Genomic DNA, 12,543 nt, shown 5'->3' on the forward strand with positions numbered 1-12,543 from the left:
TTTTGTATTTTTGTATCAAATTAATAGGGTATAATCTTTTAAATCCACTTTTTATGACAACATTTAGATTCCAATCTTTACAAAAAGCAACTAATCGCGATCCTGTTTTTGTAGAAGAATTAGACAAAAAATCGGCAATTTTTGGTTCAAACGTGTTCAATGACAAAGCAATGCGTCAGTTTTTAACACCAGAAGCATATAAGGCAGTGCAGAGCGCGATTCAGTATGGAACTAAAATTGACCGTAAGTTGGCCGATTATATCGCTATGGGTATGAAAGAATGGGCTTTATCAAAAGGAGTAACACATTACACGCATTGGTTTCAACCACTTACCGGTACTACTGCAGAAAAACACGATGCTTTCTTTGAAACATTTCCAGATGGGAGCGATCCTGTTGAAAGATTTGGAGGGAGTCAGTTAGTGCAACAAGAACCGGATGCTTCTTCTTTTCCAAACGGAGGGATAAGAAATACTTTTGAAGCAAGAGGATATACTGCCTGGGATCCAACATCACCAGCTTTTATATATGGTACAACACTTTGTATTCCTACAGTTTTTGTTTCGTATACCGGGGAAGCACTCGATAACAAAACTCCTTTATTAAGAGCATTAAATGCTATGGATGCTGCGGCAACTGAAATAGCAAAATATTTTGATAAGAATGTAAAAAAAGTTACTGCTACTTTAGGTTGGGAGCAGGAATATTTTTTGGTCGATTCGGCTTTAGCACTTTCTAGACCAGATATCTTGGCAACAGGAAGAACTTTGTTAGGGCATACTTCGGCTAAAGGACAACAATTAGACGATCACTATTTTGGTTCTATTCCGACCCGTGTATTACAATACATGCGCGATTTGGAAAATGAATGTATGTTATTAGGAATTCCTGTCAAAACGCGTCATAATGAAGTGGCGCCGAATCAATTTGAGTTGGCTCCTATTTTTGAAGAGACTAATTTGGCAATCGATCACAACTCCTTATTAATGGATGTAATGCAAAAAGTAGCAGAACGCCATGATTTTAAAGTACTTTTTCATGAAAAGCCATTCAAAGGAGTAAATGGTTCCGGAAAACACAACAACTGGTCATTGGCGACAGACACGGGAGTTAATTTATTAAGTCCAGGAAAAACACCAATGAGCAATTTACAGTTTTTAACCTTCTTCATCAATACTATTAAAGCAGTACATGATTATGAAGAGTTAATGAGAGCTTCTATAGCTTCGGCAAGTAACGATCACCGTTTGGGAGCGAATGAAGCGCCACCGGCTATTATTTCTATTTTCATTGGACAACAATTAACCAAAGTTTTAGAAGAATTAGAAGGAGTAACACAAGGTAGATTATCTCCGGAAGAAAAAACAGATTTAAAACTTAATGTCGTTGGAAAAATCCCGGATGTATTATTAGATAATACGGATAGAAATAGAACATCTCCTTTTGCATTTACAGGGAATAAGTTTGAATTCAGAGCTGTAGGTTCTTCGGCTAACTGTGCGGTGTCTATGACAACCCTAAATACGATTGTGGCCAAACAGTTGAATGATTTTAGAGCTGAGGTGAATGCTTTAATTGAAGAAAAAGGACTGAAAAAAGATGAAGCAATCTTTAATGTATTAAGAGAGTATATTAAAGTAACTAAAAACATCCTTTTTGAAGGTGATGGTTACAGTGAGGCTTGGGAAAAAGAAGCTAAAAAACGTGGTTTGAGCAATCATAAAACAACACCACAGGCTTTGAAGGCTAAAGTTTCTAAAAAAGCGATAGAACTATTTGGAGAGATGGGTGTAATGAACCATGTTGAGGTAGAATCACGTTATGAAATTGAATTGGAAGAATACGTTAAAAAAATCCAAATCGAAGGTCGTGTTTTAGGTGATATTGCAAGAAATCATGTAATTCCAACTGCAATACGTTATCAAAACGTGTTGATTGAAAATGTGAAAGGCTTAAAAGAAATCTTTGGAAAGGATTTTGAAAAAATTGCTAGAGAGCAAATTGGATTAATCAAAGAAATTTCGGAGCATATTGAAGGAATCAACAGTAATGTTGATAAAATGATTGAAGAGCGTAAAAAAGCAAACAATCTCGAAAGTACCGAAAAAATGGCGGAAGCATACTGCGAAAAAGTAAAACCGTATTTCGAAATTATCCGTGAACATTCCGACAAACTAGAATTACTAGTAGATGACGAAATGTGGACTCTAACAAAATATAGAGAACTATTATTCACAAAATAAATAGAATAGTCTTATAAATAAAAAGGCTGTCTCATTTTTGAGGCAGCCTTTTTTGTTTAGCATAATGAATTTTTATGAGAGATTGTTTCATGAATCACTAAAAATAGTGAATTCATCATAACAGTTTGGGTGACAAACTTTTGTAAGAGTTTTATTTTTTTAAAATCATATCTGTAAGAATTAATGTGTTTTGTCGACTAAAGTTGTTGATTTACAGAGTTTTATATTAATTTTTGTTTTAAAATTTATACCGAATAAAAGTTTTATATAACTTTGAAATAACAATAAGGATAAACTAGTTCCAATAATCAAATGACTCCTTTTCTGGAGGTTTTCCCCAAAAGACTTTTCTGATACTTTTTAGTAATAATTAATTTATAAACAACTAAATATCTTTATTATGAAAAAAGTGATTTTTGGCATTTCGGTGCTGTTTTCGGCGAGCATTTTTGCTCAAGCTAATTTAAGTGTGGTTAATCAATACGGTGTAGGAAACGGATCCGATGTTGATCAATTTGGTTTAACAAATTATTCTAACACTTTACAGCAAGGATGGTTTAATGGTTCTGAAGTGGATCAAATAGGTGAAAGCAATGCTTCTTATGTTGACCAATATGGAGACTTTAATGGTTCAAAAGTAATGCAGATAGGTCTTGAGAATTTATCTGTAGTGAATCAAGATGGTTTTGCCAATGGTTCGGATGTTTATCAGTACGGTGAAGGTAACGAAGCATATGTTACACAAACAGGATGGTTTAACCAATCCAATGTAGATCAATATGGGGAAAGTAATGTTGCTCAGGTAAATCAATTAGGAATTGGAAATTCTGCTACTGTTCTTCAACTAGGCGAAGGAAATTTAGCTGAAATAGATCAAGACGGTATAGAAAATGAAGCAATGGCATTCCAAGATGGATTAGGGAATTACTCTTATCAAATGCAATTTGGAGAAGGTAATATGGGAGTAGCTGTTCAATTTGGAGAGTATAACATCTCAAATCAATTTCAATTTGGATATTCTAATCTTGCAAACCATTTACAAATCGGAGAAGGAAATATGGCAATAACTACTCAAGATGGTGTGGCCAACTGGTCATTCATCACCCAAGATGGTGCAAGTAATTATGCCTGGACAAACCAAGAAAATTTATTCCACACTAGCGTTGTAAATCAGGTGGGTGCAGGAAATGTTTCTTTGGTGAACCAAAATAATTAAATAAAACCAATGCAAGGGTTTTCAGGGTAAACTTGAAAACCCTTTCTTATAATCATAAACAAATGAAAACCATTTTTATAACATCGGTTTTTCTATTTTTTTGTGTTTTTCCAATTAAGGCTCAACATGAAAACTACACACCTGATTTTTATCAAGGTGTTTTGTTTGGATATCAAAATGCGATGAATTACATCATTCCACAAGTGAATCAGAATTCAATTGAAATTCAAAATTTGGTGAACATCAAACAAATAGGAAACTTTAATACGGTTGATGCTAATATACAATCCTTGAATCTCAACGCGCAACTCAATCAATTGGGGGATAATAATAGAATTGATGTGCTAAGAAATGATAGACAAACCATGCAATTTATATACCAACAAGGGAATAACAATGAGGTTAGAGATTACTCGCTACACAGTTATCAGAATACAAATTTAAATTTTGTTCAATTAGGGAATAATCTAAAACTAAGTACCTATGGAACTAATTCTATTGTCGAAAATTTGAGCATTTTTCAGAAAGGGAATGCAAGAGAAATTATCATTCTTAACAAATAAAAAATTGATTATGAAACAATCGCTACTCCATATTTTTTTTCTCCTTTTTTCTTTCAATATGGTTTTTTCACAATTCACAAATACAAAGGTTAAAGCAAAAATTGAAGTAGAGGAAGGGGTAGATTTGATTGGTATTACCGCAGTAGCTGAAAATCTAACAGAAGCTACTTTTCAAAGTCTGAGTTACAAATTTTCCATAATTCGTAAGGGGAATAATGAATCGAATAATCAGCAAGGTGGAATTTTTTCGCTTTTAGGAGATCAGAGAATTAGATTATCCAAAACGCAAATCAACACAGATGGGAACAGTGAACTAATTGTATTGTTACTTATTTATGATGAAGATAAAGTACTTATAGGAAAAGATAGGTATGTATTTGGTGAAAAGAGTCAAAATTCGAGAGAAGAAGCACAAAAAAAGGGAGATGGAGTTGAAATTACAGGAATAGTTTCAGACGAAACAAAGACAAAATTTGGTAAAGATTTTTACGATTTTTTTTATACCGAGTTTTCAAAATTAAAATACAATTCTTCTAAAGTGATTACTGTTGAAGAAGAAATTGCAAATGCCCGAACTACGCGAATCAGAGTGAGAATTGATAGCGAAATTTTAAATGAATTCATCTCCAGACCGGAAGAAGAATTCACCAAAGCAATGGCTGAGGAAACCGTTGTCAGGGTTTTCAATTATCTGAAAAAAATAGAAAAAGAGAGCAAATACATCACACAATATTAGAACTATAGTTATGAAAAATCTAGTACCTATTCTGTTTTTTTTACTATCAAGTCTTTCAATGTTTTCTCAGGATTTAGTTTATAAACCAAAGAATCCTGCATTTGGTGGAGATACATTTAATTATCAATGGATGTTGAATTCTGCCGATTCCCAAAATTTATTTAAAGATAAAGAAGGTGAAGATCGCTTAAATAGAAAGTCCGAATTGGAACGTTTTTCGGAGAATTTAAACAGTCAGTTGTTAAATCAGTTGGCAAGGTCCCTTTTTCAAGAACAATTTGGTACAGGAAATATTGGTTCAGGTTCAGGTGGTTCAAGCACTGGTTCAGATGGGATTAAACCAGGTGTGTATACTTTCGGAACATTGTCAGTCGAAATTTTTAGCTCAAACTTGGGTTTGGTCGTTGATATACTAGATACCGCAACAGGGGAGCAAACACAGGTTATCATACCTTAAAAATAAATATCAGATCAGTAAATAATAATGGAGTTTAAATCAGTAATGGCTTAGAAGTTTTTAAAAGTCTTGTTATGAAGTATTTTATAAAAGTTTTTGGTATACTTGGATTCAGTTTTTTTTCAGGTTGTGGGGGATATTTTAATCAACCTCTAGGAATAGAAAAACCTACATTAGGAGAATCTTCCGCGACATCGGTCAGTTTAAAATCACTGCCCAAGCCTGCAGAACCCATAGTGGTTGGAGTCTATAAATTCAGAGATCAAACTGGGCAATATAAACCTTCAGACAATGGAAGTAATTTTAGTACAGCCGTTACGCAAGGAGCCACTACAATTTTGATAAAAGCATTGGAAGACTCCAAATGGTTTGTTCCAATAGAGAGAGAAAATCTAGGAAATTTACTAAATGAACGTAATATCATCCGTTCTACCAGACAGGAGTATGCGAAAAATGCAAATCCTGCAGAGACGCAACTTACCCCTTTATTATATGCTGGAGTTTTGGTAGAAGGAGGAATCATTTCTTATGATTCAAATATTCTAACAGGTGGTTTCGGAGCAAGATATTTTGGAGCAGGTGGTTCAACGAAGTATCGTCAGGACAGAATATCCGTTTACCTGCGTTTGGTTTCCACTTCCAACGGAAAAGTCCTTAAAACGGTTTATGTTTCAAAAACGATTTTGTCACAAGCCATAGATGCCAGTTTATTTCGATATGTGAATTTTAAGAGACTTTTAGAGGTAGAAACCGGATATACCAAAAACGAACCTATTCATATGGCAGTTACGGAAGCTATCGAAAAGGCTGTGGAAGCATTGATTATTGAAGGAATCAAGGACAATATTTGGCAGATTAATGTACCAGCTTCTAAAATAGTAGAGTTGATTAACGATTACGACAGAGAGAAAAAAGTAGCGGAAGAAACACAGCTCTATGGCCGACATTTGTATGAAAGAAGAGGTGTTTTCGGAATAGAAGGTGCCGGTGGAATTACTTTGGTCAATGATGATTATCCTCATCCTCAACCTAGACCCATGATGAAAGCCGCTTTGAAATACCAACTTTCCCAAACATTTTATCTCAGCGGATCGACACATTTATATTGGTTAGGGAATAAAGATAAATTAGAGGTAGGGTACGCCTCAGCAGATTTGAATTTGGAAGCAAATCTCTTGCCATTCGATAAGTTGACTCCTTTTTTATATTTAGGTGTAGGCTATAATTCCAATAGTAAATTTGAAAACAAGTTCTTTAAATTTCAATTTGGCGGAGGACTGGAATATATGACTTCGGATAATGTAGGTTTGAAATTATTTGCAGAACAAAATGTGACCAGTTTTGATAATATTGATTATCTAACACAAGGCAAAGAATATGATTCTTTTCTGAGAGCAGGACTGGGATTGACTTTTTATCTTGGTCAGAGAAAGACAAAACAGAAGAAAGAAATTATTGATACAAATTTCCAAGAGTTATTAAACCAATCAAAGTAAAGGGGTATGAAAATAGTTTCCAAAATAGTCATTTCAGTAGTCTTCATTTTAATTTTAGGTTGTAGTAAAGAATCGTTCGATGAAGGAGGATCCGGAACCATTAAAGGTCGAGTGGTCAGAGATGGTACTTTTGAGTCGTTGGCCAATGTGAAAATCTCATCAAATCCAAATACCAGTATCGTTTTTACCGATTCTACAGGAAATTTCACAATGCAAAATATCCCGGTGGGAACCTATTCTTTCCAGGCTCAAAAAGAAGGCTATGTGGCTAGATTCGAAAGTGGAACAATACTAGTAAATGAAGTCATAGAAATAGTCTTTGAGCTTAAACCAGAAGAAAAGGTGAATGAACCACCTACAACTCCGGTGTTGAAAACACCAACAGACAATAGTGTAGATTTGCCTTTAAATGTAACCTTAACATGGTCTGCCACTGATCCTGAAAGTGATCCGTTACAATACACCTTAACATTACGGAATGATAAAGACAATTCGATTGTCACAATTTCAGATTTAAAAGAGAGTTCATACAACCTTACTAATTTAAAATATTCTACAAAATATTATTGGCAAATTGCTGTTTCTGATGGGGTCAATCCGTCTGTTTTGAGTGCTGTAGGCAGTTTTAGAACATTAGATTTTCCTAACGCTAGATTTTTATTTACCCGACGTATAGAAGGAAATAATGTTATTTTTACGGCTAACGAATCGGGTCAAGAACTTCAAATAACTTCCAGTACTTCCAATTGTTATAGACCCAAACGGAATCTTCAAATTAACCGAATTGCCTTTATTAAATCGGTAGGAGGACAAGAACATATTTTTACCATGAAACCAGATGGTAGCGATGTGTTAAAAATAACCAATTCTGTTCCCATTGCTGGATTCAATATGGATCATGTAACGTTTTCTTGGAGTGGTAATGGTAGTCAGATCATTTATCCATATTTTGATAAACTCTACAGGATTAATGCAGATGGAAGTGGTCTTGTACAACTGTATCAGGCTGATTCGGGTAAGTTTATCTCAGAATGCGATTGGAGTAATGATAATTCGCTCATTGCTTTAAAGACCAATGATATCAACGGGTATAATGCTGAAATTATCATTTTAGATTCAGCTGGAAATTACAGTAGTACAATACTTACTGGAGTGGTAGGGGCTGTAGGAGGCTTGCATTTTTCGGTAAATAATCAAAAATTGATTTATACCATGGATAATTCCGGTTATCAGTCACCAGATTATAGACAGTTGGATAATTGCATATACCTATACAACTTTTTGACAGGATTAAGTACGCAACTTAATGTCGCGAAACCTGCTGGTACAAATGATTATGATGTTAGATTTTCACCTAACGAGTCCGAACTAATTTTTATGAACACCTCCAATGATGGTATTTCGACAAGATACATTCAAAAAGTAAGTTTAACAGTAAATAATAGTAGAACAACACTATATACCAATGGATTTATGCCAGATTGGAAATAATGTGATTAGCCTAAAGTGATTGCAGTATGAGAAAAATAATTGCTCGTTTTTTGTGTATACTTTTTTTGATTTCGTGCGATTCAGGTAAATCCACTATGATTTCTCCTAAAAGTAATACAGAATACGGAGAAGTTATATTTTATGATTTATATAGAGGCTTTCCAAAAAAGTCGTACAGAGTGATAAAAAATTTCGAGGATTATAAAGCCGTTTTTATAGGTTTGAATGTTGATAAAGTCCCCCAAATCGATTTTACCACTCAAAATGTTTTGGTATTGAATGTAGGAAGGAATGACAACGTGATGTATTCTCTTGAGCCTGAAAAAATTATCGAAGATGGAAATAACCTTATTGTCGTATTGCGAAGAAATGTATTTCCTAAGCAAATGGTAGATAAAAAGGTTACTTATCTCCCCATTACAATTGTAAAAATTAAATCGAAAAAGGAGATAATCTTAAAATAATACCTACTTTTATGGTATGATTAGGCTTTTTTTTATTCTTTGTTTTGTTTCTTCATTAAGTGCTCAGGAACAATTTAATATTTACTTTCAAAGTAATAAACATACGCTTTCTGCACCCGACAATAAGGAGTTATTACAGTGGGTTGAGAATAATAAAAACAGCAAAATACTAGCTATTACAGGATATACCGACGAAGACGGAACGCAACAATACAATGATTCATTGGCAGCCAAAAGAGTAGAAACAGTTTTTAAATTAATTTCGGGTAAAGTTCCAATACGGGAAGACTTTAAAAAAATAAGTTTCGGAGAAAAGCATCAGCATTCTAAAATTAAAGCCGAGAACAGAAAAGTAATCATCTATTATCTGTTAAATAAAGATTTGCATCGCGAAGCCGAAGTTTTAGGAATAAAACCCGAATCGGTTCCTAAGAAGAAAATAGCATTTCCGGATAAAGTAATTATTACTAATCCAAATGGTTCTAAATCCGAATACCAATTGGATGTCGATTTTATGAATTCTCTATCCAATGCTTCAAAAGGAACCAAGTTAAAACTCAATAATCTCAATTTTGTACTGAACACTTTTGCCGTTACAAATGATTCTAGAGGGAAATTGTATGAATTATTGTTGGTGATGCAACAAAATCCATCAATGAAAATAGACATACAAGGACATATTTGTTGCGTGAAATCCGACAAACAAGAACTTTCCACCCAAAGAGCCAAAGCAGTATATAAGTTTTTGGAATTAAACGGAATAGAGAAAAACAGAATGAGTTATCAGGGTTTTGGAAGCACACAACCTTTATTTCCATTACCCGAAAAATCCGAAGAGGAACGAGCCGCAAATCGTCGGGTAGAAATAGAAATCATCAATAATTAGATTGCGTAAAAAACTTGAAGCTTATAACTTGTAACTTATAACTTCTTTTTATCTTTGCACCCAACAACACAACAAATTTTATGAGTTCGGATACTTCAAAAAGGTATGCACTTCGCGGCGTTTCTGCTGCCAAAGAAGATGTGCATAACGCTATTAAAAACATCGATAAAGGCTTATTTCCAAAAGCATTTTGTAAAATAGTTCCAGATTATTTAACCAATGATGAAGAATATTGTTTAATCATGCATGCTGATGGTGCAGGAACAAAATCTTCTTTGGCTTATCTGTATTGGAAAGAAACCGGTGATCTATCCGTTTGGAAAGGCATTGCTCAAGATGCTTTAATAATGAATATCGACGATTTATTGTGTGTGGGCGCTACAGATAACATCATGTTGTCTTCTACCATCGGACGAAATAAAAACCTGATTCCTGCCGAGGTTTTGTCAGCTATTATTAACGGAACTGAAGAACTAATCGAAGAACTAAAATCGTTTGGAGTGACCATTCATTCTACAGGAGGTGAAACGGCCGATGTGGGCGACTTAGTTCGAACCATTATTGTCGACTCAACAGTAACGGCTAGAATGAAACGCAAAGATGTAATTGATAACGCAAACATTCAGTCTGGAGATGTGATTGTAGGTTTGGCTTCTTTTGGTCAAGCAAAATATGAAAAATCATACAACGGAGGAATGGGAAGTAATGGTTTGACCTCCGCACGCCATGACGTATTTGCTCATTATTTAGCCGAAAAATACCCAGAAAGTTTCGATGCTTCGGTACCTTCGGAGTTAGTGTATTCTGGAAAAATAAAATTAACAGACACCGTTGAAAATGTACCTGTAGATGCCGGTAAATTAGTCTTGTCACCTACTAGAACGTACGCGCCTATTATTAAAAAAATAGTAGAGAAATTTAGTTCAAGGGATATTCATGGAATGGTGCATTGTAGCGGAGGGGCACAAACCAAAGTGCTTCATTTTGTTGACAATCTACACGTGATAAAAGATAACTTATTTGACGTTCCACCTTTGTTTAAGTTAATTCAGGAGCAATCTGGAACCGATTGGAAAGAAATGTATCAGGTATTTAATTGTGGTCACCGCATGGAAATATATGTTCCTGCAGAGATTGCAAATGAGATTATCGAAATTTCGAATTCATTTGGTGTCGAAGCTCAAATTGTAGGTAGAGTGGAAGCTTCCGAAACAAAAAAATTAACGATTAAATCGGAATTTGGTACGTTTGAGTATTAATTTTAAAGTGTTTCGCGGAATTCTTAAAGGTTCCAAATGTCTTAAAATTAAAAGTTTATCAACTTTAATTTAGCCTAAAATCATGATAACTTCCAAAAATATATAATTCTTATATTTGGAAACTTAATGTGTTTAAAATGTACGAACTACTTTTTTGGAAATACCTAGATGAGGTTTATTTGAATCATCATGAAGTTTATGAAGCCTTGTGCGAAAAAGAATGGGTTAATGGCCTAGAAGAATTACCTATTCAGGTTATTTTAAACCGATTAAATAATGCGTTTTCCACTTGGGAGAAAGTAGATGAGAGCAGTTTTAAAAATAAGTCAGGAGTAGGAGCGTTTCATGTAATCACAACACCACAAAGTATCAAAATAGATTGTTACGGAACCGATGGGAAAACGATGAATAAATTATGTGATATAATGGATGAATTTAAATGTCCGTTATACGATCCCCAGATACCGGCACGTTACGATGATTTTGAAGATTAATTCCCGAAAACAATTAATCGTTTTTCGATAGTCAATTCCTTGAAACCGTATTTTTGAGCAATCCATTCCATAGTTTCTTTTTGATAGAGAAATACATGCGTATGGTCGTTTTTATAATACCACGTTTTGAAATCGATTTCAGGCGAATAGAGGTCCGTCATGATATATAACTTTCCGTTAGGAAACAACATTTTTTTAAGAAGTTTAAATTCTTTCTTGGGATTATAAAAATGTTCAACTACTTCACAAGAAACGATATAATCGTATTGTTTCGTTAGTAATTCTATGTAATTGTGAAAAAAAGGATCAAATTGTTTTATATTATACTGATTGTCTGACAATACTTTCGATATGGCAGAACCCGTTCCTGCACCAAAATCTAGTCCGGAATGTTCTGGAGTAAAATCGTTTAAAATGACTTGGGTGATAGGAGAAACAAAATTCAGATAACCAGGATCTTCCACATCATTGTTATGAAAACGATAATGTTTTTCTTCGTTTTCAGTTTCCATTCGTTGTTCAGGTTCAAGAAAAATTCCTTTACAATTAGGACAAGTGTAATAGATCCGGTCTTTATAATTGATGAAAAAAGTACTTTGCGTACCACAAAGTAAACAAGAATGTGTCATTACAATCCCAATTCTTTTTTTATCTTTTCGCTAAATAACAAAGTCATTAACTGACCATCGTTATCATTGTTCAAAAAGGTCCACTCATTTTTGGTAGAGTCATCGGCTACAGCAATCATAGTGGAAATTAATTTTATAAGGATGGAATTTTTTTCAGCATTATAAGTTACATCATCGGCTTTCATGCTGCTTTTGAAAAGATCAGTTACAGCATTAGGATCACTAATTTTGTTAGTAAACACCATCTCCAGAGCATTGTTGTGTTTGATTACACAAAATGTTTGTCCGTCTATTTTCTTAATTTCACTGAAGTTAAAATTCGGTTCTACGGCAATCATTTTAATTTTGAATTCAGGATTTCCTTCAAAAGTTTGTTTAATAATCTCTTTCAGACTTTCTTTTGGCATGATCGAGAACAACTTAGGATAAGTTAGCTCTAAGATTTTATCAAAATCCATCTCAGCCGAAGCTTTGTAGGCTTGATTAGCTTTGGTTTTCAGACTTTCAATGTTTTGACTAAACATTTGTGTGCTAACGAATAGAACGAATAAATAGAAAATTTTTTTCATAACTGGTAAATTGAATGTCAAATGTAATACAATTTTGTAA

The 12,543-nt window shown here is 34.0% G+C and carries 13 protein-coding genes; 11 read left to right on the forward strand and 2 right to left on the reverse strand.

Annotation, left to right across the window (positions count from 1 at the left end):
• Positions 1 to 53: 53 nt before the first annotated feature.
• The 11 genes from NAT50_RS03255 to NAT50_RS03305 all read left to right on the forward strand — a co-directional run bounded on the left by NAT50_RS03255 (position 54) and on the right by NAT50_RS03305 (position 11,305).
• Positions 54 to 2,243 (forward strand): glutamine synthetase III family protein, encoded by a 2,190-nt coding sequence (locus NAT50_RS03255; RefSeq protein ID WP_250591463.1) that lies wholly within the window; start codon positions 54 to 56, stop codon positions 2,241 to 2,243.
• Between the two features lie 400 nt (positions 2,244 to 2,643).
• On the forward strand, positions 2,644 to 3,459 hold the full coding sequence (locus NAT50_RS03260; RefSeq protein ID WP_250591465.1) for a hypothetical protein: 816 nt from the start codon (positions 2,644 to 2,646) through the stop codon (positions 3,457 to 3,459).
• Positions 3,460 to 3,521: 62 nt separating this feature from the next.
• Positions 3,522 to 4,022, forward strand: coding sequence for a hypothetical protein (locus NAT50_RS03265; protein WP_250591467.1), 501 nt, complete (start codon positions 3,522 to 3,524; stop codon positions 4,020 to 4,022).
• A gap of 10 nt (positions 4,023 to 4,032) precedes the next feature.
• On the forward strand, positions 4,033 to 4,758 hold the full coding sequence (locus tag NAT50_RS03270) for a curli production assembly/transport protein CsgE (RefSeq protein WP_250591469.1): 726 nt from the start codon (positions 4,033 to 4,035) through the stop codon (positions 4,756 to 4,758).
• Positions 4,759 to 4,768: 10 nt separating this feature from the next.
• Positions 4,769 to 5,215: a curli production assembly/transport component CsgF gene (locus NAT50_RS03275; RefSeq protein WP_250591471.1), complete on the forward strand. Its 447-nt coding sequence runs from the start codon at positions 4,769 to 4,771 to the stop codon at positions 5,213 to 5,215.
• 74 nt (positions 5,216 to 5,289) lie between these two features.
• A complete protein-coding gene (locus NAT50_RS03280) occupies positions 5,290 to 6,711 on the forward strand; it encodes a CsgG/HfaB family protein (protein WP_250591473.1) in 1,422 nt (473 codons plus the stop codon).
• Between the two features lie 6 nt (positions 6,712 to 6,717).
• Positions 6,718 to 8,202, forward strand: a complete 1,485-nt coding sequence (locus NAT50_RS03285; RefSeq protein WP_250591475.1) for a carboxypeptidase-like regulatory domain-containing protein — start codon at positions 6,718 to 6,720, stop codon at positions 8,200 to 8,202.
• 26 nt (positions 8,203 to 8,228) lie between these two features.
• Positions 8,229 to 8,666 (forward strand): hypothetical protein, encoded by a 438-nt coding sequence (locus NAT50_RS03290; protein WP_250591477.1) that lies wholly within the window; start codon positions 8,229 to 8,231, stop codon positions 8,664 to 8,666.
• Between the two features lie 16 nt (positions 8,667 to 8,682).
• Entirely contained in the window at positions 8,683 to 9,552 is an 870-nt protein-coding gene (locus NAT50_RS03295; RefSeq protein ID WP_250591479.1) for an OmpA family protein, read from the forward strand.
• 80 nt (positions 9,553 to 9,632) lie between these two features.
• Complete coding sequence (locus NAT50_RS03300; RefSeq protein ID WP_250591481.1) at positions 9,633 to 10,811, forward strand: AIR synthase related protein; 1,179 nt, start codon at positions 9,633 to 9,635, stop codon at positions 10,809 to 10,811.
• Between the two features lie 137 nt (positions 10,812 to 10,948).
• Positions 10,949 to 11,305 (forward strand): hypothetical protein, encoded by a 357-nt coding sequence (locus NAT50_RS03305; protein ID WP_250591483.1) that lies wholly within the window; start codon positions 10,949 to 10,951, stop codon positions 11,303 to 11,305.
• Here NAT50_RS03305 and NAT50_RS03310 read toward each other — a convergent pair.
• On the reverse strand, positions 11,302 to 11,934 hold the full coding sequence (locus NAT50_RS03310) for a class I SAM-dependent methyltransferase (RefSeq protein WP_250591485.1): 633 nt from the start codon (positions 11,932 to 11,934) through the stop codon (positions 11,302 to 11,304). The genes NAT50_RS03305 and NAT50_RS03310 overlap by 4 nt on opposite strands.
• Positions 11,934 to 12,503: a hypothetical protein gene (locus NAT50_RS03315; RefSeq protein WP_250591487.1), complete on the reverse strand. Its 570-nt coding sequence runs from the start codon at positions 12,501 to 12,503 to the stop codon at positions 11,934 to 11,936. The genes NAT50_RS03310 and NAT50_RS03315 overlap by 1 nt, the downstream gene beginning before the upstream one ends.
• Positions 12,504 to 12,543: the final 40 nt, after the last annotated feature.

Source organism: Flavobacterium luminosum (assembly GCF_023635005.1).
Lineage (GTDB): Bacteria > Bacteroidota > Bacteroidia > Flavobacteriales > Flavobacteriaceae > Flavobacterium > Flavobacterium luminosum.

Excerpts from the sequence above, each read along its gene's own strand:
- NAT50_RS03305 (WP_250591483.1), top strand. The coding sequence starts at position 10,949 with ATGTACGAACTACTTTTTTGGAAATACCTAGATGAGGTTTATTTGAAT.
- NAT50_RS03300 (WP_250591481.1), top strand. The coding sequence starts at position 9,633 with ATGAGTTCGGATACTTCAAAAAGGTATGCACTTCGCGGCGTTTCTGCT.
- NAT50_RS03310 (WP_250591485.1), bottom strand. The coding sequence starts at position 11,934 with ATGACACATTCTTGTTTACTTTGTGGTACGCAAAGTACTTTTTTCATC.
- NAT50_RS03290 (WP_250591477.1), top strand. The coding sequence starts at position 8,229 with ATGAGAAAAATAATTGCTCGTTTTTTGTGTATACTTTTTTTGATTTCG.
- NAT50_RS03295 (WP_250591479.1), top strand. The coding sequence starts at position 8,683 with ATGATTAGGCTTTTTTTTATTCTTTGTTTTGTTTCTTCATTAAGTGCT.
- NAT50_RS03265 (WP_250591467.1), top strand. The coding sequence starts at position 3,522 with ATGAAAACCATTTTTATAACATCGGTTTTTCTATTTTTTTGTGTTTTT.
- NAT50_RS03280 (WP_250591473.1), top strand. The coding sequence starts at position 5,290 with ATGAAGTATTTTATAAAAGTTTTTGGTATACTTGGATTCAGTTTTTTT.
- NAT50_RS03255 (WP_250591463.1), top strand. The coding sequence starts at position 54 with ATGACAACATTTAGATTCCAATCTTTACAAAAAGCAACTAATCGCGAT.
- NAT50_RS03315 (WP_250591487.1), bottom strand. The coding sequence starts at position 12,503 with ATGAAAAAAATTTTCTATTTATTCGTTCTATTCGTTAGCACACAAATG.
- NAT50_RS03285 (WP_250591475.1), top strand. The coding sequence starts at position 6,718 with ATGAAAATAGTTTCCAAAATAGTCATTTCAGTAGTCTTCATTTTAATT.
- NAT50_RS03270 (WP_250591469.1), top strand. The coding sequence starts at position 4,033 with ATGAAACAATCGCTACTCCATATTTTTTTTCTCCTTTTTTCTTTCAAT.
- NAT50_RS03260 (WP_250591465.1), top strand. The coding sequence starts at position 2,644 with ATGAAAAAAGTGATTTTTGGCATTTCGGTGCTGTTTTCGGCGAGCATT.
- NAT50_RS03275 (WP_250591471.1), top strand. The coding sequence starts at position 4,769 with ATGAAAAATCTAGTACCTATTCTGTTTTTTTTACTATCAAGTCTTTCA.